Genomic DNA, 20,907 nt, shown 5'->3' with positions numbered 1-20,907 from the left:
ACCCGGCTTCCGTACCCGAATACCCGGGCAGCAGCCAGGCGCATGGCGGCGACCAGGAGAAGCGCGACGACGACAGAGACATCGTCAGACCCGCAACGCCAGCGCCGTGTTCGCCGGCACCTCGCAACCGCCGCCACGGGCCGCTGCGCAAACATAAATGGTACATGTCGTTGGTTGGTTAAGACCACACTGCTGAACACGCTGCTCGGGCTGGTGCCGCCGAGCGAGCGGATCGTACTGGTCGAGGACGCCGCCGAGCTGCGGCCGCTCCATCCGCACGTGGTCGGCCTCCAGGCGCGGACCTCCAACGTGGAGGGAGCCGGCGCGGTGGGTCTGGGTGACCTGGTCCGGCAGGCGCTGCGGATGCGCCCCGACCGGCTGGTGGTGGGCGAGTGCCGGGGTGCGGAGGTGGTCGACCTGCTCGCCGCGCTCAACACGGGGCATGAGGGTGGGGCGGGCACCCTGCACGCCAACACCCCTGGTGACGTGCCGGCCCGGTTGGAGGCGCTGGGTCTGCTCGGCGGGCTGTCCCGGCCGGCGCTGCACGCCCAGGTGGTCGCCGCCCTACAGGTGCTGCTCCAGGTCCGGCGCACCGCGTCGGGGCGGGTGCTGGAGGCGGTCTGCCTGCTGCTGCCGGCGGGCCCCGAGCGGCTGGTCACCGCCGTACCGGCCTGGCGGCGGGACCGGGGTGTCGGGCCGGCCGCCCCGGCACTGGCCGCGCTGCTCGCCGAACGGGGCGTGCCGGTGCCCCCGCTGCTCGACCCCGGAGCCCGGCCGTGGTCGCCCGCCTCGCACCGGCGGGAGATGACCCGGGGCACTACGCCATGACCGCCTGGTGGTTGGCGGGCGCCTGCCTGACCGGCGCGGGGATTCTGCTCGGCTGGCCGGCCCGGCGCATCCGGCGCCGCCGCCGGGCCGTGATCGGCGGCCGGCACACCGTCGTCGCCGTCCGGGCTCCGGTGCGGCAGTGCGGTTCGACGGCGGCGCAGTGCGGTTCGACGGCGGCGCGGTGCGGTTCGACAGCGGCGTGGTCCGGCTCGCGACTGCCCTGGCGGACCGCTCTGGACGGCCTGGCCCGGGTGCCGCCCTGGCGAGCGGTGCTCGGCGGCGCGGTCCTCGGCGGCGTCGGCGGGGAACTTGCCGGCGGCCCTGTCGCAGGCTTCATCGCCGCCGCCTACGCCGGCCTGGCGGTACGCAGGCTGCTCCGCAGTCGCGCCGATCGTTCGGCACAGCGGGCACACCGGCAGCAGCTCGACGACCTCTGTGCGCTCGCCGCCGACCTGCGCGCCGGCCTGCCGCCGGTCGCCGCCGTGCGGGTGGCCGAGGGGCCGGACCGGCTGACCGCGCTGGTCCGTGCCGCCGTGGGGCTCGCCGAGCAGACCGGTGCGCCGCTGGCCGATCTCGTGGAGCGGATCGAGGCGGACGCGCGGGCGATGGCGAGAGGGCTGGCCGCCGCCGAGGCACAGGCGGCCGGCGCCCGGGCCACCGCGTGGCTGCTCGCCGCGCTGCCGGCCGGCGGCATCGCCCTCGGCTACGGCATCGGCGTCGATCCCCTGGACATCCTGCTGCACACCTCGCTCGGGGCAGGGTGCGCGATCGGCGCCGTCACCCTGCAACTGGCCGGCCTGCTCTGGGCGGCTCGGCTCGGCGTCGCCGGTGGCACCGTCGCCGGTGGCACCGTCGCCGGTGGCACGGTTGCCGGTGGCACGGTTGCCGGTGGCACCGCCACCCGTACCGCCTGCGGTGGTGCCGGGTTTACCGCCGGGGGTGACGCCGCCCGTACCACCAGAGGTGGCAGGGCCGGCGGGTTCGGTCGTGCCGCTACCGTGGGGCGCTGATTCCGGTGCGGATGGCGGCGGTCCCGTGGATCCTGGCGGGCCTGGCACTACTGCTGGCGCTGACCGGCGGCCCGACCCGCCGATCGCCCCGACAGCGGTTGTCCGTGCTCGGGCTGGAGGCCGTGCGGCCGCGCCGTTCGGCCGGGGAGATGCTCGACCGGCCGCCCTACCCGACCAATGTCGCCATCCCGGGGCAGGGGATGAAACAGGACCCGCCGGGGCGCTCGGGCCGATTCGACATGGTTCGGCTGGGTGCCGGGCTGGCCGGGCTGGCGGCCGGCGTGCTGTTGGGTGGCTGGCCGGGCGTGCTGCTCGGGGTGGCGACGGCAGGGCTTCTCGACCGCCTGCTGCGCCGGCTCGAACCGGCGGCGGCCCGGCGGCGCCGACTGCGGGAGGCCGCCGACCTGCCGCTCGCTGCCGACCTGCTCGCTGCGGCGCTACGGGCCGGTGCACCGGTCGACGGTGCCGTCTGTGCCGTCGCGGAGGCGCTCGCCGGACCACTCGGCGAGCGCCTCACCGAGGTCGGCCGGACACTCCGGCTCGGCGGTACGCCGGAGGAGGCGTGGGGGCGACTCGGCCCCGTGGCGGGCGCCGAGCGGCTGGCAGCGGCGGCGATCCGCTCCTCGGCGAGCGGGGCGGCTCTTGCCGGGGCGTTGACCCGGCTCGCCGACGACCTGCGCGCGGATCGTCTGACCGCTGCCGAGGCGGCGGCGCGGCGGGCCGGCGTGCTGATCGTCCTGCCACTTGGTCTCTGTTTCCTGCCCGCCTTCATTCTCGCCGGCCTGGTGCCGGTGATCGTCGCCGTGCTCGGCGACGTGCTGTGACCGATTCGAGAGAGGAATTCCATGCTGCGCAAGCTGCGTGCCCGGCTCCGAGACGACGCCGGGATGAACACCGCTGAATACGCCGTCGGCACCCTCGCCGCCGTCGCCTTCGCCGGGATCCTGTTGAAGGTACTGACCTCCGGCCGCGTCCAGACCGCGCTGGCCGGGGTGATCGACCGGGCGCTGTCGTGACCCGGCGCTGGCCGGCCGGCCGCGACCGGGGCTCGTTCACCGCCGAGTTGGCGGCCGGCCTGCCGGCGCTGCTGCTGTTGATGCTCGCCGGGCTCACCGCCGTCAACGCGGTGATCGTCAAGGGGCAGTGTGTGGACGCGGCGCGGGAGGCGGCGCTGGCCGCCTCCCGCGGTGCCCCCGGTGTTCAGGCCGGCATCCGGGCCGCGCCGCCGGGTGCGGTGGTGTCGGTCGCGGTGAGCGGTGACCGGGTGGTGGCCACCGTACGAGCGCCGGTGCGTGCGCTCGGTGCACGGTTGCCTCGCCTGACGGTGAGCGCGACCGCGGTCGCGGCGGTCGAGCCCGGCGCACCGGAGCCGGCATCGTGACCACCGACCACACCACGGGGGTCGGTGTCACCGGGGGTGCCGGCTTCGGCGGCGAGCCGGACCGGGGCGGTGCCAGCCTGTGGCTGCTCGCCGTCGGACTCGCCCTGGTCGTCTTCAGTCTCGGCGGGGCGGCGGTCGAAGCTGCTCGGGTGGCCCGCCATCAGGCCCGGATCGCGGCCGATCTCGGCGCGCTCGCTGGAGCCGCCCGCGCGCTCGACGGCGCGGATCCGGCGTGCGCCCGGGCTGCCGCCATCGCGGCCGCGAACAGTGCGCGGATCACCGGCTGCACGCTGGACGGGCTCGACCTCCAGATCACCGCCGAGGTGACGGTCGAACCGCTACCCGGGCTGATTCGGACCGCCCTGGCAACCAGCCGAGCCGGCCCTGTCCGAGGCACCTCGGCCGCGCCACGCTAGGCAGGTGACGGAGTTGGTCCGAGCACCCGGCTCGGCAAAGTTCCACCGTTGCGGCAGGTCGGCACCGGAGAGTCGCGGCGAGGTCCGGGCTGCCTCGCCGGCGTCGCTATCGCGCCGGCGTTGGTGCCGGCGTTGGCGGGGGCAGAAGCTGGACGGTGGGGCTCCTGCTGGAATTCCACGATGCGTCGTAGGCGACGACGTAGATCGTCTCGTACCCGCGCCGGGGCACGATGGTCGCCGAGTTGGTGCTGACCCTGGCATCGACCCGGATCTCGTCGATCGCGAAGACGTGGTAGACGTGATACTCGATCACGCCGAGGTCGTCGGTCGCCGGCTCCCAGGTCACCTCGTAGCCGTTCGGCGTGACGGCGGTGACCACCGGACTGCCCGGCGCGGTGGGCGGGACGGTGTTGTCGCCGGTGCGCGGGAAGCTCGGCGGTTGCCGGACGTTCGTCCGGCCGGAGAACGGAGAGCTGTTGCCGGCCGCGTCGCGGGCGACGACCGAGAAGTGCGTGCTCGCCGCCGTCGGGCTGAGGCTCAGGGTCAGCGGAGCGTTGTCGGAGACCGTCCGGGCGAGGTACTGGCGGTAGAACTGCTCGCCCTGGAACACCAGATACTGCGTCACCCCGACGTCGTCCGTCGAGGCCGCCCAGGTGATGGTCACCGCGCCCGGCGTCACCGACAGCACCTGCGGCTGGCCGGGCTGGGTCGGCGCCTGGACGTCCGGCGGCATGGCCGGTAACGCCGCCGCCGCGGCTGCCGTCGCGGGCGGGAGCGGACCGAGCACGGCGGCGATGAGCAGCGCCAGGCCGGTGCCGAGTGAGCCGTGCGGGCGGCGGGATCGGCGGCGGCCGGCGGTGGTGCTGGCTGGCGTGATCACAGCGACGACCTGCCTTCGAGGGCGCGACGGAGAGCGGTGGTGGATCGCTGTCGACGCGAGGCCGGTCGGCGCCGGACGCCGCGCCGCAGTCTTCCGCTGACTCAGTGTGAGAGTAACCAACTCTACGTGCATGGATTCGAGGACGTCAATGTGTGCTTACGCAACCGGCCTCCGGTCGAGTCGCATCGGGACGGCGGGGAAGGGCCCCCTGTGCTGCCGGAGACGATAGGCGGAAGCCCTTCCCTCCATCCCAAGCCCTGGCCGCATCGTCAGCGGAGGCTGCCCTCCGTGGCGCGGCGTACCACCCAGCTGTTGAGCACCTGATGGATGCTGTGCAGCATCTGGTGGATCTGGTCCAGGCGTTCGGCCTGGGCCAGTGCCGCGTACGCCTGGGAGAGCGCGATCTGCTGATCGACGGTGAGATGTGCCTGGTCGATGGTGTACAGCAGTTCGACGGTCTCGGCGATGGTGTCGGCCACGACGTCCTCCTCAGGATCCGTGGAAGCGCTCCCAGCGTAACTTAACCGGATAGCCATAGATCCATGCGTGCGAATACCGACTATCCGCGATCGGAGCGATCGGACTCGCCCGGTTCCGTCGGACCGGCCGCCGCCAGGTTGGCCAGCACCACGTCGAGGACGCGTACGGCCTCCGCCTTGGCCAGCGGGTTGTTGCCGTTTCCGCACTTCGGGGACTGGACGCAGGAGGGACAGCCGGCCTCGCAGCCGCACTCCGCGATCGCGTCCCGGGTCGCGGTCAGCCACGCCGGTGCCGCCCGGTACGCCCGCTCGGCGAAGCCGGCACCGCCCGGGTGCCCGTCGTAGACGAAGACCGTCGGCGCCTCGGTGTCCGGATGGGCGGCGGTGGAGAGCCCGCCGATGTCCCAGCGGTCACAGGTGGCGACCAGCGGCAGCAACCCGATCGCGGCGTGCTCGGCGGCGTGCAGCGCGCCCGGCACGTCGGCCGGCTCGACCCCGGCGGCGGCCAGCGACTCCGGCGAGACGGTGAACCAGACCGCGACCGTACGCAGCTCCCGGGCGGGCAGCTCCAGCGGCAGCGTGGCCAGCACCTCGCCGGAGGCGAGCCGGCGACGCTGGTAGGAGACCACCTGGCTGGTCACGTCGACCTCGCCGAGGAACATCCCGACCGGGCCCGCGTCCAGGTAGGAGCGGACCGAGACGACCGAGAGCGAGGTGACGTCGCGGGGATGGGTGGACCAGTCCGGCTCCTCGGCGTGCACCAGCGCGCAGCCGTCGTCGAGATCGAGGTCGTCCACCACGTACGACGCGCCCTGGTGCAGGTAGACCGCGCCGGGGTGGACCTGGAAGTGCGACGACGCCGGGTCCACGGTGCCGAGCAGCCGGCCGGTGGCGGACTCGACCACGTCCACCGGCGCGCCGCCGGTGCCGCGCAGGTCCACCTCGGGCCTGCGGACGTGCCGCCAGTACCACCCGGTCGGCCGGTGCCGCAGCGCACCACCGGCCACCAGCTCCTCGACCGCCTCCTTCGCCCCCTCGCCGAAGAGCTCCAGGTCGGCCGGTGTCAGCGGGGACTCCGCCGCCGCGCAGGCCAGCTGCGGCCCGAGCACGTACGGGTTGGCCGGGTCGAGCACGGTCGCCTCGACGGGACGGCCGAAGAGCGCCTCCGGATGGTGCACCAGATAGCTGTCCAGCGGGTCGTCCCGGGCGACCAGCACGGCGAGTGCCTCCCGGCCGGAGCGTCCGGCCCGGCCGGCCTGCTGCCAGAGCGAGGCCCGGGTGCCGGGATAGCCGCAGATCAGCACCGCGTCGAGGCCGACCAGGTCGACGCCGAGTTCCAGGGCGCTGGTGGAGGCGAGCCCGAGCAGCTCACCGCCGAGCAGCGCCTGCTCCAGCGACCGGCGCTCCTCGCGCAGGTAGCCGGAGCGGTAGGCGGCGACCCGGGCGCCGAGTCCGGGGACGGCCTCGTCCAGTGCCCGCCGGGCGGTGGTGGCGATCACCTCGGCGCCGCGCCGGGACCGGACGAAGGCCAGGGTCCGGACCCCGGCCGCGACGGTGTCGCTGAGCAGGTCGGCGGTTTCCCGCAGCGCGGACCGGCGCACCGGAGCGGCGTCGGCGGAAACGGCCGCGATCACCTCGGTCGGCTCGGCCACCTCGGTCGGCTCGGCCACCTCGGTCGGCTCGGCCACCTCGGTCGGCTCGGCCACCTCGGTCGGGTCGGCGGGTTCCGGGGCGTTCGCGGTGGGCGGGGGCAGCAGCGGAGGTTCCCAGAGCGCGAAGGTCAGGCCGCCGCGCGGCGCGGTGTCCGTGGTGACCGCGCTGACCGGCAGGCCGGTCAGCCGCTCGGCGGCGACCGCCGGGTCGCCCGAGGTCGCCGACGCCAGCACGAAGACCGGCCCGGCCGCCGTCGCGGCGCCGGGTGGGCCGGCCGCGCCGCCCCGCTGGCCCGGCACGGGCTGTCCGGGGGTACGCGGATGGCGCGCCGCCTGGCGCCGGAGCCGGCGCAGCACGTGTGCCACGTGTGACCCGAAGACGCCCCGGTAGGTGTGGCACTCGTCGACCACCACGAACGCCAGCCGGCGCAGGAAGGCGGACCACTTCGCGTGTCCGGGCAGGACGCCGTGGTGCAGCATGTCCGGGTTGGTCAGCACGAACCGCGAGTGCGCCCGGATCCAGTCCCGCTCGGCGCGCGGGGTGTCGCCGTCGTAGCAGGCCGGACGTACCCCGTCGAGACCGAGCGCGGCGACGGCCCGGAGCTGGTCGGCGGCGAGTGCCTTGGTCGGGGCCAGGTAGAGCACGGTGGCCCGGGGGTCGGCGAGCAGGGTCGCCAGCGCCGGGAGCTGGTACGCGAGGGACTTTCCGGAGGCGGTGCCGGTGGCGACCACCACGTGCCGGCCCGCGTACGCCTGCGTGGCCGCCTCCACCTGGTGCCGCCACGGCGCGGATACGCCCTGGCCGGCCAGGGCCGCGCGCAGGTCCGCCGGCACCCACTCCGGCCACTCGGCCACGGTGCCCGGCCGGGCGGGGATCCGTTCGACGTGCGTGACCGGGCCGGCGACCGCTGCGCCGGGGGCCCGGGCCCGCAGCCGGTCCAGCAGCTCGCCCGCGCCGGGGCGACCGGCCGGGTGGGAGTCTCCGGCTCCGGTACCGGCCGATACTGTTGCTGGAAACGTCACGCCCTGCACTCTCGCACTCTCGTACGTGCGTCGGAAGACCGGGTGGCGACCGGTCCGCCGCCGGTCCGCCGCCGCTGCGCGGTCCGCTGGTCGATGGTTAGATGCGCAGGAGCGTTCCTGGCGGTCAGAGGAGGACTGATGGATCTGTCGCTGACGACCCGCACCATCGGTGAGCACACCGTGTTGGAGGTCGGCGGCGAGGTGGACGTCTACACCGCCCCCCGGCTCCGTGAGCGCCTGGTCGAGCTGATCGACGGCGGCGCCCGGGCGATCGTCGTGGACCTGGGCCGGGTGGACTTCCTCGACTCGACCGGCCTCGGCGTGCTGGTCGGGGCGCTCAAGCGGCTCCGTCCGGTCGGTGGCAGCTTCCGGCTGGTCTGCGACAAGGAGCCGCTGCTCAAGATCTTCCGGATCACCGCCCTCGACCAGGTCTTCCCGATCTTCGCCACGCTGGACGCCGCGATCGGGGCCGACTCCTCCGGCGCCGATGCCTGATGTCGACGTCCCGGTGCCTGATGTCGACGGTCGAGGCGTGATGTCGAGGGTCAGGCTCTCCTTCAGCCCGGCTCCGGTCCACGTCCGCACCGCCCGCCTGGTCGGGGTCGCCGTGGCGCGGCGGGCCGGCGTGCCCGAGGAACTGCTCGACGAGGTACGGCTGGCGATCGGCGAGGCCTGCGCCCGGGCGGTCGCCCTGCACCGCCAGTACGGACTGGCCGATCTGGTGCTGGTGGAGATGTCGGACGGGCCGACGTACACGGTCCGGGTGATCGACCGCGCGCCGATCGAGGCCGGATTGGGGCTGGCGGCACTGCCGCCGGACGAGTTGGCCGACGAGTCGCTGACCGACGAGGCGCTTACGGTGGGTGTCGGGTTCGCCCTGCTCGCAGGCTTTGTCGAGGATCTCCAGGTGCGTCCGGTGGACGAGGGTGTCGGCACCGAGGTCCGGATGGCCTGGCCGCTCGGCCGCTGACCGGCCGGGCCTGGGGGAGCGCACCGGGCGGGCACGGGGAGCGCACCGGGCGGGCACGGGGAGCGCACCGGGCGGGCACGGGGAGCGCCTTAGCAGACTCCCACGGCTAGCACAGCGACGAAGATCATCGCGTTTGCCCGGGTCCTGGTTGTGACCCTCAACACGACGGCCCGCTAGAGTACCCGGGGTTATCGGCAAGTGTGCTGGTCCCGCTCCTGTGGGTGGGGGAGCATCGCCGGACGCCCGGGGTGGCGGGCCGGCGGAACGCTTGCGAGTCGTCGCTCCACGCGTGGAGACGCCTGACCGGTTCGTCCGCCGGTCGGGCGCGAGTGTTCGGTACAGGAGGACATAGATGTCCGTAGATATGGCCGCCGACAGTGGCGGGCTGTCCCTCGGCGGCGAGAATTTGACGTACGTCGTCGTCGCGGCGGTTATCGCCCTCGTGGCGCTCGGCTTCGCGGGTGCGCTGACCCGGGCCGTGCTCTCGACCGGCAGGGGCACCGACAAGATGCAGGAGATCGCCGGAGCTGTGCAGGAGGGGGCCTCGGCCTACCTGCTCCGCCAGTTCCGGACCCTCGGCATCTTCGTCGTGGTCGCCGTGATCCTGCTCTTCCTGCTGCCGGTGCACGACACCGACGGCAGCGAGACGCTGGTCAAGATCGGCCGCTCGGGCTTCTTCGTGGTCGGCGCCCTGTTCAGCGCCTTCATCGGTGGCGCCGGCATGGCCCTGGCCACCCGGGCCAACCTCCGGGTCGCGGCCGCCGCCCGGGAGCACCAGGGCGGCCGGGAGAACGCGATGCAGATCGCGTTCCGCACCGGTGGCGTCGTCGGCTTCCTCACCGTCGGCCTCGGCCTGGTCGGTGCGGCGGCGGTCGTCCTGATCTACCGGGGTGACGCGCCGACCGTGCTGGAGGGCTTCGGCTTCGGTGCCGCGCTGCTCGCGATGTTCATGCGGGTCGGCGGCGGCATCTTCACCAAGGCCGCCGACGTCGGCGCCGACCTGGTCGGCAAGGTCGAGCAGGGCATCCCGGAGGACGACCCGCGCAACGCGGCGACCATCGCCGACAACGTGGGCGACAACGTCGGCGACTGCGCCGGCATGGCGGCCGACCTCTTCGAGTCGTACGCCGTGACGCTTGTCGCCGCGCTGATCCTCGGCCGGGCCGCCTTCGGCGAGCAGGGGCTGGTCTTTCCGCTGATCGTCTCCACCATCGGCGTGCTCATCGCCATCCTCGGCGTCTTCATCACCCGGTTGCGCGCCGGCGACCGCTCCGGGCTCACCGCGATCAACCGGGCGTTCTACGCCTCCGCGGTGGTCTCGGCGATCCTGGTCGCGGTGATGTCCTTCGTCTACCTGCCGGCCACCTGGGCCGAACTGCTCGGTGACGACTGGCGGACCCGGCTCGGCCTCGCCGAGGGCGCCTCCGACCCGATCGACCCGCGGATCCTCGCCATCGGCGCCGTCGTGATCGGCATCGTGCTGGCCGCCGCCATCCAGGCGCTGACCGGCTACTTCACCGAAACCAACCGACGCCCGGTGCAGGACATCGGCAAGTCGTCGCTGACCGGCCCCGCCACCGTGGTGCTGGCCGGGATCAGCGTCGGCCTGGAGTCGGCGGTCTACTCGGCGCTGCTGATCGGCGCCGGGGTCTTCGGCGCGTTCCTGCTCGGCGGCGGCTCGCTCACCCTCTCGCTCTTCGCGGTGGCGCTGGCCGGCACCGGTCTGCTCACCACGGTCGGCGTGATCGTGGCGATGGACACCTTCGGCCCGATCTCCGACAACGCGCAGGGCATCGCCGAGATGTCCGGCGACATCGACGAGCAGGGCGCGCGTACGCTCACCGAGCTGGACGCGGTCGGCAACACCACCAAGGCGATCACCAAGGGCATCGCGATCGCCACGGCGGTGCTCGCGGCCACCGCGCTCTTCGGGTCGTACACCGACACGCTGGGCGTGGCACTGCGGGACGCGGGCTCCGACCTGTCGATCGACGGTCTGCTCAACGTCGCCAACCCGCGCAACCTGGTGGGTCTGATCGTCGGTGCCGCGGTGGTCTTCCTCTTCTCCGGCCTGGCCATCAACGCGGTCTCCCGCTCGGCCGGTGCCGTGGTGATGGAGGTACGCCGGCAGTTCCGCGAGCTGCCCGGGATCATGGACTACAGCCAGCGGCCGGAGTACGGCAAGGTGGTCGACATCTGCACCCGGGACGCGCAGCGCGAGCTGATGACCCCGGGGCTGCTCGCCATCATGGCGCCGATCGCGGTCGGCTTCGGGCTCGGTCCGGGTGCGCTGGCCGCGTACCTGGCCGGTGCCATCGGGGCCGGCACGCTGATGGCGGTCTTCCTGGCCAACTCGGGCGGTGCCTGGGACAACAGCAAGAAGCTCGTCGAGGACGGCGCGTTCGGCGGCAAGGGCTCGGCCGCGCACGAGGCCACGGTCATCGGCGACACGGTCGGTGACCCGTTCAAGGACACCGCCGGGCCGGCGATCAACCCGCTGATCAAGGTGATGAACCTGGTCTCGCTGCTGATCGCCCCGGCCGTGGTGGCGTGGAGCGTCGGCGAGGACGCCAACACCGGGCTGCGGATCGCCGTCGCGGTCGTCGCCGCGCTGGTCATCGTGGTGGCGGTGCTGATCAGCAAGCGCAAGCCGGTGGCCATGTCGGACTCCGACCCGGACTCCGGCGGTGCCGGCAGCGGCAGCTCCGACCAGCAGCCGCAGACGGTCAACGCCTGAGACGGCAGGCAGGCCGACCCGGGCCCGTCGCGTATCGCGGCGGGCCCGGCTCGTTCCACCGGGATCACCCCCCTCGCGAAGTCGGGTCCAACCCGTACGCTGCAACGCATGCGAACCCCCCGCACGGCATCCGCCGGAAAACTCACGGCGGCCCTGTGCACGATCGCCCTGCTTCTTGGGGGCTGTGCCGGGGGGCCCACCCCGCAGGCGTGGGCCGCCGCCGTCTGCGCGGCACTGGCGCCGTGGCGGGCCGAGATCGGGGCACTGACCCGGAGCACCCAGCAGCAGATGACCGCGCAGACCAGCCCGGCGCAGGCCAAGGAAAACCTGGTCCGGCTGCTCCGGGGTGCCGAGCAGGCCAGTGAGACCGCCCGGCAGAAGGTGGCGGCGGCCGGCGTGCCGGACACGGACAAGGGCGAGGCGATCTCCGAGGGCTTCGTCTCCTCGCTGGCCTCGATGCGGGACGCCTACGGCCGGGCCGGCGAGTCGATCGAGGCGCTCGGCACCGGGCGGCCCGCCGAGTTCTACGACGGGGTCAAGGCCGCGGTCGACACCCTCAACCAGGAGTACGACGCCAGCTCGCTCGACACCAGCGAGCTGGACTCGGTGGAGTTGAAGCAGGCCTTCGACGAGGTTCCGGAGTGTCGCTGATCCCGCCCGACCCGCCCGCGCCCCCGGCCGACGCGTCCGCGCCGGCTGACGCACCCGCGCCTCCGCCCGACCCGCCCGCACCCCCGGCCGACGCGCTCGTGCCGCCCGACCCGCCCGCACCCCCGGCTGACGCGCTCGTGCCGGTGGAGGCCCTCGTGCCGGCGGAGGCGCTCGTGCCGGCGGAGCCGGGCGGAGGCGGTGAGCCGGCCGAGCCGGCCGAGCCGCCTCCGGAACCGGCCGCCGAGCGGCCGGGGCGTCCCGAGCCGCCGCCGGATCCGGTCCGGCAGCTCTCGCTCTTCGGGGTCGAGGCCGCCGATCCCGCCGTCGGTGACCTCGCCGGGCTGCTCGCCGGCCCCGGGGAGCTGGTCCGGATGGGGGGCACCGCCCGGATCACGATCATGGTGGACGACGCCTGGCGGGTACACGTGCTCGTCGCCGAGCTGGCCCGTCGAGGGCTGACCGCCAGCTGGCTGGGGCGGACGCGGGCGGCGGAGCGGCACGGGGTGCAGACGTCGTACAGCACGCTGCTCGCGCCGCTCGGCGCGGCCTGGCTGCGCGAGACGGTGAAACGGCCGCCGGCGAACTTCTTCCTGACCGGTCCGCGGCTCCGGATCTGGGTGGCGGCGGCCGGCACTCCCGAGCCGCTCGGCTTCCTGCTCCGGCTCGGCGCCGCCGACGAGGCGTGCTGGGAGCCGGTCGGTGCGGCGCTGGCCGCGATCGGCCTGCCGGCGGTGCTGCTCGACGCCGGGGCGGGCGGTCCGGCGTACCGGATCACCGGCCGGCGCCGGCTGGCCCGGCTCGCGGAGCTGGTGGGTGACCGGCCCCCGGCGGCGCCGCCGGGCCAGTGGCCGGGAAGTGTCGCCCCGGTGCCCTCGATCGGGTAACTGCCGCCCCGGGAGCGGATGGATCGACAACTGTCGCATCCCGGACAGCTCGGCGCCGGTTTTGTTTGATTGTTCCGGTTGGCGGCCCAACAGGTGGGACGTGATCCGTCCGGTTGGTCCCGCACCGATCGTCCGTGGGTGTACGGTGTCGCCGACCGGCATGACCGCCCGTCCCAGGTTGTTGCACCCGGTGTCACCGCAGCGTAGCGGTGCTCTTCTCGGCCCGCGCAACTCCCGGGTCGGCGAGCGCGTTACGTTGGACGTCCGGACACCGGGCGGTCGATCCCGTCCCCGGCCGGCGGCGCGGACAGGGCGGTCCGCAGGGGGAAGATCGTGAGTGAGGTCAGGAGAGACGTGCCGAGCAACGCCAGGAGCACCCGTCTGGTCATCGTCGAGTCACCGGCGAAGGCCAAGACGATCTCGGGCTATCTCGGCCCGGGTTATGTCGTCGAGGCCAGCCTCGGTCACGTCCGTGACCTGCCGCGCAACGCCGACGACGTGCCCGCCAGATACAAGGGCGAGTCCTGGGCCCGGCTCGGCGTCGACGTCGACAACGGGTTCGCCGCGCTCTACGTCGTCTCGCCCGACCGCAGGCAGCAGATCAGCAAGCTGAGCCGGCTGGCCAAGGAGGTCGACGAGGTCTTCCTCGCCACCGACGAGGACCGCGAGGGCGAGGCGATCGCCTGGCACCTGGTCGAGACGCTCAAGCCCAAGGTCCCGGTCAAGCGGATGGTCTTCCACGAGATCACCCGGCAGGCCATCCAGGCCGCGGTGGCGAACCCGCGCGAGATCGACCGCGACCTGGTCGACGCCCAGGAGGCCCGGCGGATCCTGGACCGGCTCTACGGCTACGAGGTCTCCCCGGTGCTCTGGCGCAAGGTCCGCTCCGGACTCTCCGCCGGCCGGGTCCAGTCGGTCGCCACCCGGATCGTGGTCGAGCGCGAGCGGCAGCGGATGGCCTTCCGCAGCGCGGAATACTGGGACATCCTGGCCACCCTCGCCGTGCAGGGCGCCGCCGACGGGCCGCGCAGCTTCTCCGCCACCCTCGTCGCGCTCGACGGCGACCGGATCGCCACCGGCAAGGACTTCGAGCCGACCACCGGCCGGGTGAAGCCGGGCGCCGGGGTGACGCACCTCGATGCGGACGGCGCCCGTGGCCTGGCCGCCCGCCTCGACGGGCGGCCTTTCACTGTCACCCGGGTCGACGAGAAGCCCTACCGCCGCCGCCCGTACGCGCCGTTCATCACCTCCACGCTCCAGCAGGAGGCGGCCCGGAAGCTGCGCTTCTCCTCGCAGCAGACGATGCGCACCGCCCAGCGGCTCTACGAGAACGGCTACATCACCTATATGCGTACCGACTCGGTGAACCTGTCGGAGACGGCCATCGCGGCCGCCCGCCGGCAGATCGCCGAGCTCTACGGCGAGCGGAACGTGCCCCCGGAGCCCCGCCGCTACACCGGCAAGGTGAAGAACGCCCAGGAGGCGCACGAGGCGATCCGCCCCGCCGGGGACACCTTCCGCACCCCGGGCGAGCTGGCCAACGAGCTCTCCGCCGAGGAGTTCCGGCTCTACGAGCTGATCTGGCGGCGGACCATCGCCTCCCAGATGACCGACGCGGTCGGTTCCAGCGTCTCGGTGCGGATCCGGGCGGTCTCCAGCGCGGGCGAGGAGGCCGACTTCGGCGCGACCGGCAAGACCATCACCGAGCCGGGCTTCCTGCGGGCCTACGTGGAGTCCTCCGACGACGAGAACGCCGAGGCCGAGGATGCCGAGCGGCGGCTGCCCAACCTGGTCAAGGACCAGCCGCTGACCGCCGAGGAGCTGGCCGCGACCGGGCACCACACCCAGCCGCCGTCCCGCTACACGGAGGCGTCGCTGGTCAAGTCGCTGGAGGAGCTGGGCATCGGCCGCCCCTCCACGTACGCGTCGATCATGGCGACGATCCAGGACCGGGGGTACGTCTTCAAGCGCGGTCAGGCGCTGATCCCGTCGTTCCTGGCGTTCGCGGTCGTCGGCCTGCTGGAGCGGCACTATCCCCGGCTGGTCGACTACAACTTCACCGCCGCGATGGAAAACGAGCTGGACGAGATCGCCGGTGGTGACCACGCGGCGGTCGACTTCCTCACCTCGTTCTACTTCGGCAGCGACATGGGCGGTGACAAGTCGGTGGCCCGCTCCGGCGGGCTGAAGAAGATGGTCACCGAGAACCTCAGCGAGATCGACGCGCGCAGCGTCAACTCGATCCCGCTGTTCCGGGACGACGAGGGGCGCGACGTCGTGGTCCGGGTCGGCCGCTACGGCCCGTACCTGCAGCGGAGCCTGCCCGGCGCGGAGCCGGCCGCCCAGGCTCCCCGGGAGACCGGCGACGGCGGCCCGCCCGAGGAGACGGCCGGGGCCGGCGATCGGGCGCCGATCCCCGAGGGGCTGGCCCCGGACGAGCTGACCCCGGAGAAGGTGCACGAGCTCTTCCTCGGCGGTGGCGGGGAGCGCAAGCTCGGCGAGCATCCGGAAACCGGTGAGCCGATCGTGCTCCGCTCCGGCCGCTTCGGCCCGTACGTCACCAGCGGCGAACGCAAGGCCTCGCTGCTGCGCTCCCAGTCCCCGGATTCGCTGTCGGTGACGGAGGCGCTGCAACTGCTCACCCTGCCCCGGCGGGTCGGGGTGGATCCGGACGGTGCCGAGGTGCTGGCCGCGAACGGCCGTTACGGCCCGTACGTGAAGCGCGGCGACGACTACCGGTCGCTGGAGTCGGAGGAGCAGCTCTTCACGGTCACCCTGGAGCAGGCGTTGGCGCTGCTGGCGGCGCCGAAGACCCGGCAGCGTCGGGCGGCGGCCCCGCCGCTGCGCGAGATGGGCGCCGACCCGCTCACCGAGAAGCCACTGGTGATCAAGGACGGCCGGTTCGGGCCGTACGTCACCGACGGCGAGACCAACGCGTCGCTGCGGCGCGGCCAGACTCCGGAGGCGCTGACCCTGGAGGAGGCCTCCGAGATGCTCGCCGAGAAGCGGGCCAAGGGCCCCTCGCCGCGCAAGCGGGCGGCGAAGAAGACGACCGCGAAGAAGGCGGCGTCCAAGGCCACCGGCACGACCGAGGCGACCGCGAAGAAGGCGACCGCGAAGAAGGCAACCGCCAAGAAGGCAACGGCGAAGAAGGCGACCGCGAAGAAGACGACCGCCGCCAAGGCGACGGCGGCGAAGAAGGCCACCCCGACGAGGGCGACGGCCTCCGTCGAGCCGACCGACTGAATCCGCGCCGCGTCAGGCCGACGGCGGGTCCGGCCGGGGGCGGCGGAAGCCGTACGTCCGGTGTTCGCGGCGGAAGCCGAGCCCGGCGTAGAGCCTGCGGGCCGGCTGGTTCTCCGCGTTGTGGTTGACGGTCACCGTCGCCATGCCGGCCGTCCGCATCCGGTGCATCGCGGTCAGCAGCACCGCCCGGGCCAGCCCGCGTCGGTGGAAGTCCCGGTGCGTGCCGACCGGTTCGAGGTGGCCGACCCGGTTGCGGTGATCGAGCCAGTAGACGGTGAAGGCGGCGATCCGCCCGTCCGGCGACTCGGCGACGATCTCCCGCTCCGGGTCGTAGCCGGGCCGGGTCATCACCGCCGACCGGTAGAGCTCGCCGGTCCAGTCCGCGTCGAACGCGGAGTTGCGCGCCTGCGCGAGCTGCTCGGCGTCGCCCGGCCGGGCGGTACGCAGGACGAAGCCCTCCGGTGTGACCGGCTCGGTGATCGGCCGGGCTGTCGGCTGGGCGAGGTCCCGCACGGTCACGTCGTCCCAGGTGCGGAACCGGGTGAACCCGAGCCCGGTGAGCAGCCCGATCCGGGTGGTGTCGCAGTCGAAGACGTCGGTCAGCACGTACGGCTCGGCGCTCCCGGTCCGGTCCATCCAGGCGGCCGTGGTCTCGTACGCCGCCCGGAGCATCTCGGCCTCGGCGGCGCCGCCGCGCAGCGCGGGCGCGGTGAAGACGTCGAAGGCGGTGCCGAAACGCAGGTTGACGGCGAGCCCGACGATCTCGCCGTCGGCCTCCCAGAGCTGGACCAGCTCCTGCACCGGCCGGCCCCGCAGGTTCTCGTAGATCCGGTGCGGCACCTCGCCGACGTGGTCGTAGCCGCACCGGCCGGCGTCGGCGATCCAGGCCGTGAAGGTCCGGGACAGGCGGGGCAGGTCGGCGTCCGAGTACTGGCGCATCCGGGGTGTCGGACCGGTCATCGGGCCTGTATACGGCATCGCCCGCCCCGGCCCGACCGATTTCCCACCGCCGGTCGCCTGCCGGGCCGACGGGCGGAGTTACGGGCCGAGCACCTGCTCGGTGTAGGAGTTGGCGAAGATCCGGTCCGGGTCGAGCCGGTCCCGCACGGCCAGGAAGTCGGCGAATCGCGGGTACGCCGGGCGCAGCGACTCCGCGTCCCGGTAGTGCAGCTTGCCCCAGTGCGGCCGGCCGCCCAGCGCCGTGGCGATCCGCTCGAAGGCCCGGAAGTACGGCTCGGCGGGCATCCCGGCGTACTGGTGGATGGCGACGTACGCCGACTCGCGGCCGTAGCCGTGCGAGAGCCAGATGTCGTCCGGGGCGGTGAACCGGACCTCGACCGGGAAGAGCACCCGGAACGGCAGCTCGTCGACGACGCGGCGGAGCCCGGCCAGTGCCTCGGGCAGGGCGGCCCGGGGCAGCGCGTACTCCATCTCCTCGAAGCGGACCCGGCGCGAGGTGCAGAAGACCCGGTCGGAGCGGGCCGTGTAGCTGCGCGCGGTGAGCGCGCGGGCGGAGACGGCGGAGATGGTCGGCACCAGCGCCGGGGCGGCCCGGCCCAGCCGGCAGGCACCGGCGAAGACGGAGTTGGCCAGGAAGTCGTCGTCCAGCCAGCCCCGCAGCTTCGGCAGCGGCCGGTCGTCGGCGGGCACCCGGTTGTTGATTTTGACCTGGACCCGGTCGGTGTACGGGAACCAGTAGAACTCGAAGTGCTCGTTCCCGCCGACCAGGGCGGGCAGGTCGGCGAGCACCTCGGCGAGGGGGGCCGGGCGCTCGTCGGCGCGCAGCACGAAGGCGTCCACGCAGCTCAGGGTGACCTCGACGATCACCCCGAGGGCGCCGAGCCCGACCCGGGCCGCCGCGAAGACGTCGGGGTGCCGGTCGGCGGAGCACTCCAGGACCTCTCCGGTGCCGGTCACCAGGGTGAGCCCGGTGACGAAGGCGGAGAGGCAGCCGTATCCGGCGCCGGTGCCGTGGGTGCCGGTGGAGATCGCCCCGGCCACGGTCTGCGCGTCGATGTCGCCGAGGTTGGCCAGCGCCAGCTGGTGACCGGCGAGTAACTCGTTGAGCGCATGCAGTGTCGTCCCGGCCGGTACCGTGATCTGCCGACGCTCGGAATCGACCCGGACCGGTCCGCTCAGCGCGGTGAGATCGACCCGCTGGTCCTCGGCCCGGGCGATCGCGGTGAAGGAGTGGCCGCTGCCGACCGGCTTGACGCGCCGGCGGGCGGCCCGCGCGGTGGCGACCGTGGCGACGATCTCGTCCACGGTCGATGGTCGCAGTGCGTCGCCGCTGACCCGTTGGTTACCGGCCCAGTTGCGCCAGGAGGAGGTGGCTCCGGGTGGTGCGGCACGCCCGCTCATCGTGACCTCCCCGGCCGTGACCAGGCCAGCAATAGATGAACACGAATTATACTCAGGTAGAAGGTGTACCAGGGCGAGTAAATCAGGATCGTCACGGCGAGTAAATACCGATATCCGTTCGGCTCGTTAGTACGGTTAGCGTCCTCGAATCGTGACGCCTAGTAACCTTCACCCCGTCGAAAGGGAGTGGCGACGAGTGTCCACGTCAACCGCCACATCCGGTCCACTGCGCCGCGTACCGGTGCAGGGCCGCAGCGTCGCCCGGGTCCAGCGCATGCTCGACGCCTGTGCCGAGATAGTCGACGAGGTCGGCTACGAGGGACTGACCACCACCCTGCTCGCCGAGCGGGCCGGAGTGGCCATCGGGTCGGTGTACCAGTTCTTCCCCGACAAGCGAGCGATCGTGCAGGCACTGACCCTGCGCAACATGGAGGCATACCTGGAGCGGCTCAGCGAGCGCTTCTCCCGGGGCGACCTGACCCACTGGTGGGACGGGGTCGACGCCGCCATCGACGAGTACATCACCATGCACCGGGAGGTGCCCGGCTTCCGTACCCTGCACTTCGGCGACGTCGTCGACCTGCACCTGCTCGACGAGGAGCGGGACAACAACGGGGTCATCGCCGAGCAGTTGGCCCGGGTCCTGGTCGAGCAGTTCGGCACCGCCGACGCGCCCCGGCTGCGCTTCGCGCTGGAGATCGCGGTGGAAGCCGCCGACGCGCTCATCAAGCTCGCCTTCCGGCGTGATCCCGAGGGCGACGAGAAGGTGCTGGCCGAGGCGACCGCGCTGATCCGCGAGTACCTGCACCGGCACGTCGACGCCGCGTCCTCCGCCGGCTGACCGGCGGTGCGCCGGCTGACCGGCCATCTGCGCTGGCTGGCCGACCGGCCGCTGCCGGCCGTGTTTCCGGGCGTGTCGGGCCCGATCCTCGATCAGAGGAAGGCCCGGCCCTCGCCCCGGTAGGTCGGAACGGTGTCCACGACCCGGCCCGACTGCACCAGGTGCAACTCTCCGACATGTTCCGCCAGCTCGCCCGCCTTGGCGTGCCGGAACCAGACCCGGTCACCGATCCGCAGCGATCCGGCGGCGGTGCCGGTCAGCGGCGTCTGCACCTCGCCGGCCCCCTCGAGGCGGGTCAGCCGCAGACCCGGCGGCAGCCACGGGGTGGGCAGCCGGCCCGGGGAAGCCGGTCCGGAGGCGACCCAGCCACCACCGAGCAGGGTCGCCATCCGCGCGGTGGGGTGGCGCACGACGGGCAGTGCGAAGAACGCCGCCGGTCGGGGTCGCCAGCTCCGGTACGCGTCGAAGAGCGTCGGGCCGTACAGGCCGGATCCGGCGGTGACCTCGGTTATCGCCGGGTCCGCCGCGGTCAGCGCGATGCTGCCGGTGCCGCCGCCGTTGACGAACTCCAGGTCGGCGTGGTCACGTACCACGGCCACCGCCGCCGCGCGCCGGTGCGCCAGTTCCCGGTACGAGCGCCGTTGCAGCAGCCGGATGGTGGCACCGCGTACGGACTGCCGGGGCGGTGCGTCGCCGAGCCCGGCGATCTGTGCCTCGTACGACATCAGGCCGACCAGCCGGAATCCCGGCCGCTGCGCGATCGTGGCGGCCAGCGCGCCGGCCTCGGCGGGTGAGTGCAGCGGCGAGCGGCGGGTGCCGATGTGCAACCGGCCGCCGAGGGCGCCGGAGAGCGGGCGCCACGAGGCGTCCAGGTCGAGACAGGTCCGGATCTCCTCCGCCCTGGAGCCTGCCGGGGCGACCGCGTCGATCAGGTCGAGGTGGGCGGTGCTGTCGACCATCAGACAGATCGCGGCGGCCAGTTCGGGTTCAGCCGCCAGTCGGGCCAGCGCCTGCCGGTCGGCGGTGGGGTAGCCGACCAGGGCGTCGTCGGTCACGCCGCTGCGTACCAGCCAGATCGCCTCGGCCAGCGTGTAGGTCATCACTCCCTGCCAGCCGGGTCGGGCCAGGGCCCGGTCGAGCAGGGTCCGGCAGCGCAGGGACTTGCTGGCGATCCGGACCGGCTTCCCGCCGGCCCGACCCACCAGGGCGGTGGCGTTGGCGTCGAACGCGTCGAGGTCGACCACGGCGAAGGGAGGGTCGAGGTGCGCGGTCGCCCGGTCCAGGCATCGGTGCAGGTGGTCGCGTTCGGTGGCCATTCGTGCACGCTAACCTCTGGGGCTGAAATGCGAAACCGTCTCGCGTATCGGGCCGGCCGTCCGGGAGGTCCCTGGGCTCCGGCTCCGGGGAATGTCGGGGTCGGGGCGGATCCGTACCGCGATTAGAGTGTGATCGGGGGAGCCCAGCCATGGGCCGGGGCGCGGAGGGGTACGGCCATCGACGACAACGACAGGAGCGCGGGGCGCACGACGCCGCCGCCCGGCGCATCCG

Annotated in this window: 18 protein-coding genes and 1 pseudogene; 13 read left to right on the top strand and 6 right to left on the bottom strand. The window is 73.4% G+C overall.

Annotated elements, in window-relative coordinates:
* Nucleotides 1-177: 177 nt before the first annotated feature.
* From ACN27G_RS27420 to ACN27G_RS27395, 6 genes and pseudogenes are all read left to right on the top strand, one after another.
* Nucleotides 178-828, top strand: a pseudogene (locus ACN27G_RS27420) (ATPase, T2SS/T4P/T4SS family); the annotation flags it as partial.
* The gene (locus ACN27G_RS27415) at nt 777-1,838 is read left to right on the top strand and encodes a type II secretion system F family protein (protein ID WP_421495613.1); all 1,062 of its coding nucleotides are present in this window, start codon (nt 777-779) and stop codon (nt 1,836-1,838) included. The pseudogene ACN27G_RS27420 and the gene ACN27G_RS27415, both read left to right, overlap by 52 nt.
* A gap of 200 nt (nt 1,839-2,038) precedes the next feature.
* Entirely contained in the window at nt 2,039-2,662 is a 624-nt protein-coding gene (locus ACN27G_RS27410; RefSeq protein WP_421497479.1) for a type II secretion system F family protein, read from the top strand.
* A gap of 21 nt (nt 2,663-2,683) precedes the next feature.
* Nucleotides 2,684-2,854: a DUF4244 domain-containing protein gene (locus ACN27G_RS27405; RefSeq protein ID WP_421495612.1), complete on the top strand. Its 171-nt coding sequence runs from the start codon at nt 2,684-2,686 to the stop codon at nt 2,852-2,854.
* Nucleotides 2,851-3,219, top strand: a complete 369-nt coding sequence (locus tag ACN27G_RS27400) for a TadE family type IV pilus minor pilin (RefSeq protein WP_421495611.1) — start codon at nt 2,851-2,853, stop codon at nt 3,217-3,219. Before ACN27G_RS27405 ends, ACN27G_RS27400 begins: the two co-directional genes overlap by 4 nt.
* Nucleotides 3,216-3,635: an Rv3654c family TadE-like protein gene (locus tag ACN27G_RS27395; RefSeq protein WP_421495610.1), complete on the top strand. Its 420-nt coding sequence runs from the start codon at nt 3,216-3,218 to the stop codon at nt 3,633-3,635. Before ACN27G_RS27400 ends, ACN27G_RS27395 begins: the two co-directional genes overlap by 4 nt.
* A 106-nt stretch (nt 3,636-3,741) precedes the next feature.
* Here ACN27G_RS27395 and ACN27G_RS27390 read toward each other — a convergent pair whose 3' ends face one another.
* The 3 genes from ACN27G_RS27390 to ACN27G_RS27380 all read right to left on the bottom strand — a co-directional run bounded on the left by ACN27G_RS27390 (nt 3,742) and on the right by ACN27G_RS27380 (nt 7,669).
* A complete protein-coding gene (locus tag ACN27G_RS27390) occupies nt 3,742-4,515 on the bottom strand; it encodes a hypothetical protein (RefSeq protein WP_421495609.1) in 774 nt (257 codons plus the stop codon).
* A 269-nt stretch (nt 4,516-4,784) separates the two neighbouring features.
* On the bottom strand, nt 4,785-4,994 hold the full coding sequence (locus tag ACN27G_RS27385) for a hypothetical protein (protein WP_101368442.1): 210 nt from the start codon (nt 4,992-4,994) through the stop codon (nt 4,785-4,787).
* Between the two features lie 80 nt (nt 4,995-5,074).
* Nucleotides 5,075-7,669 carry a DEAD/DEAH box helicase gene (locus tag ACN27G_RS27380; protein WP_421495608.1) on the bottom strand — a complete coding sequence of 865 codons (2,595 nt, stop codon included), beginning with the start codon at nt 7,667-7,669 and terminating at the stop codon, nt 5,075-5,077.
* A gap of 138 nt (nt 7,670-7,807) precedes the next feature.
* Here ACN27G_RS27380 and ACN27G_RS27375 point away from each other — a divergent pair, with 138 nt between their 5' ends.
* From ACN27G_RS27375 to topA, 6 genes are all read left to right on the top strand, one after another.
* Nucleotides 7,808-8,164: an STAS domain-containing protein gene (locus ACN27G_RS27375; protein WP_421495607.1), complete on the top strand. Its 357-nt coding sequence runs from the start codon at nt 7,808-7,810 to the stop codon at nt 8,162-8,164.
* Nucleotides 8,165-8,201: 37 nt separating this feature from the next.
* The gene (locus ACN27G_RS27370) at nt 8,202-8,639 is read left to right on the top strand and encodes an ATP-binding protein (protein WP_421495606.1); all 438 of its coding nucleotides are present in this window, start codon (nt 8,202-8,204) and stop codon (nt 8,637-8,639) included.
* Nucleotides 8,640-8,991: 352 nt separating this feature from the next.
* Nucleotides 8,992-11,376: a sodium-translocating pyrophosphatase gene (locus tag ACN27G_RS27365; protein WP_421495605.1), complete on the top strand. Its 2,385-nt coding sequence runs from the start codon at nt 8,992-8,994 to the stop codon at nt 11,374-11,376.
* A gap of 108 nt (nt 11,377-11,484) precedes the next feature.
* Nucleotides 11,485-12,027 (top strand): hypothetical protein, encoded by a 543-nt coding sequence (locus ACN27G_RS27360; protein WP_421495604.1) that lies wholly within the window; start codon nt 11,485-11,487, stop codon nt 12,025-12,027.
* A gap of 173 nt (nt 12,028-12,200) precedes the next feature.
* On the top strand, nt 12,201-12,911 hold the full coding sequence (locus ACN27G_RS27355) for a hypothetical protein (RefSeq protein ID WP_421497478.1): 711 nt from the start codon (nt 12,201-12,203) through the stop codon (nt 12,909-12,911).
* A gap of 354 nt (nt 12,912-13,265) precedes the next feature.
* Entirely contained in the window at nt 13,266-16,157 is a 2,892-nt protein-coding gene (gene topA / locus ACN27G_RS27350) for a type I DNA topoisomerase (RefSeq protein WP_421497477.1), read from the top strand.
* Nucleotides 16,158-16,169: 12 nt separating this feature from the next.
* Here topA and ACN27G_RS27345 read toward each other — a convergent pair whose 3' ends face one another.
* Together ACN27G_RS27345 and ACN27G_RS27340 are read right to left on the bottom strand one after the other, a co-directional pair.
* Nucleotides 16,170-17,117 carry a GNAT family N-acetyltransferase gene (locus ACN27G_RS27345; RefSeq protein ID WP_421495603.1) on the bottom strand — a complete coding sequence of 316 codons (948 nt, stop codon included), beginning with the start codon at nt 17,115-17,117 and terminating at the stop codon, nt 16,170-16,172.
* A 78-nt stretch (nt 17,118-17,195) separates the two neighbouring features.
* Complete coding sequence (locus tag ACN27G_RS27340) at nt 17,196-18,518, bottom strand: D-arabinono-1,4-lactone oxidase (protein ID WP_421495602.1); 1,323 nt, start codon at nt 18,516-18,518, stop codon at nt 17,196-17,198.
* Between the two features lie 196 nt (nt 18,519-18,714).
* Here ACN27G_RS27340 and ACN27G_RS27335 point away from each other — a divergent pair, with 196 nt between their 5' ends.
* Nucleotides 18,715-19,359 (top strand): TetR/AcrR family transcriptional regulator, encoded by a 645-nt coding sequence (locus ACN27G_RS27335; RefSeq protein WP_421495601.1) that lies wholly within the window; start codon nt 18,715-18,717, stop codon nt 19,357-19,359.
* Between the two features lie 92 nt (nt 19,360-19,451).
* Here the strand turns inward: ACN27G_RS27335 and ACN27G_RS27330 are convergent, their stop codons facing one another.
* A complete protein-coding gene (locus ACN27G_RS27330; protein WP_421495600.1) occupies nt 19,452-20,675 on the bottom strand; it encodes an amino acid deaminase/aldolase in 1,224 nt (407 codons plus the stop codon).
* Nucleotides 20,676-20,907 lie beyond the last annotated feature (232 nt).

Source organism: Plantactinospora sp. WMMB334 (assembly GCF_049179095.1).
Classification (GTDB): Bacteria; Actinomycetota; Actinomycetes; order Mycobacteriales; family Micromonosporaceae; genus Plantactinospora.
Note: the sequence above shows the minus strand (reverse complement) of the source record. Positions and strands in the feature narration are given on the sequence as shown.

Excerpts from the sequence above, each read along its gene's own strand:
- ACN27G_RS27410 (WP_421497479.1), top strand. The coding sequence starts at position 2,039 with ATGAAACAGGACCCGCCGGGGCGCTCGGGCCGATTCGACATGGTTCGG.
- ACN27G_RS27405 (WP_421495612.1), top strand. The coding sequence starts at position 2,684 with ATGCTGCGCAAGCTGCGTGCCCGGCTCCGAGACGACGCCGGGATGAAC.
- ACN27G_RS27375 (WP_421495607.1), top strand. The coding sequence starts at position 7,808 with ATGGATCTGTCGCTGACGACCCGCACCATCGGTGAGCACACCGTGTTG.
- ACN27G_RS27365 (WP_421495605.1), top strand. The coding sequence starts at position 8,992 with ATGTCCGTAGATATGGCCGCCGACAGTGGCGGGCTGTCCCTCGGCGGC.
- ACN27G_RS27360 (WP_421495604.1), top strand. The coding sequence starts at position 11,485 with ATGCGAACCCCCCGCACGGCATCCGCCGGAAAACTCACGGCGGCCCTG.
- ACN27G_RS27345 (WP_421495603.1), bottom strand. The coding sequence starts at position 17,117 with ATGACCGGTCCGACACCCCGGATGCGCCAGTACTCGGACGCCGACCTG.
- ACN27G_RS27340 (WP_421495602.1), bottom strand. The coding sequence starts at position 18,518 with ATGAGCGGGCGTGCCGCACCACCCGGAGCCACCTCCTCCTGGCGCAAC.
- ACN27G_RS27330 (WP_421495600.1), bottom strand. The coding sequence starts at position 20,675 with ATGGCCACCGAACGCGACCACCTGCACCGATGCCTGGACCGGGCGACC.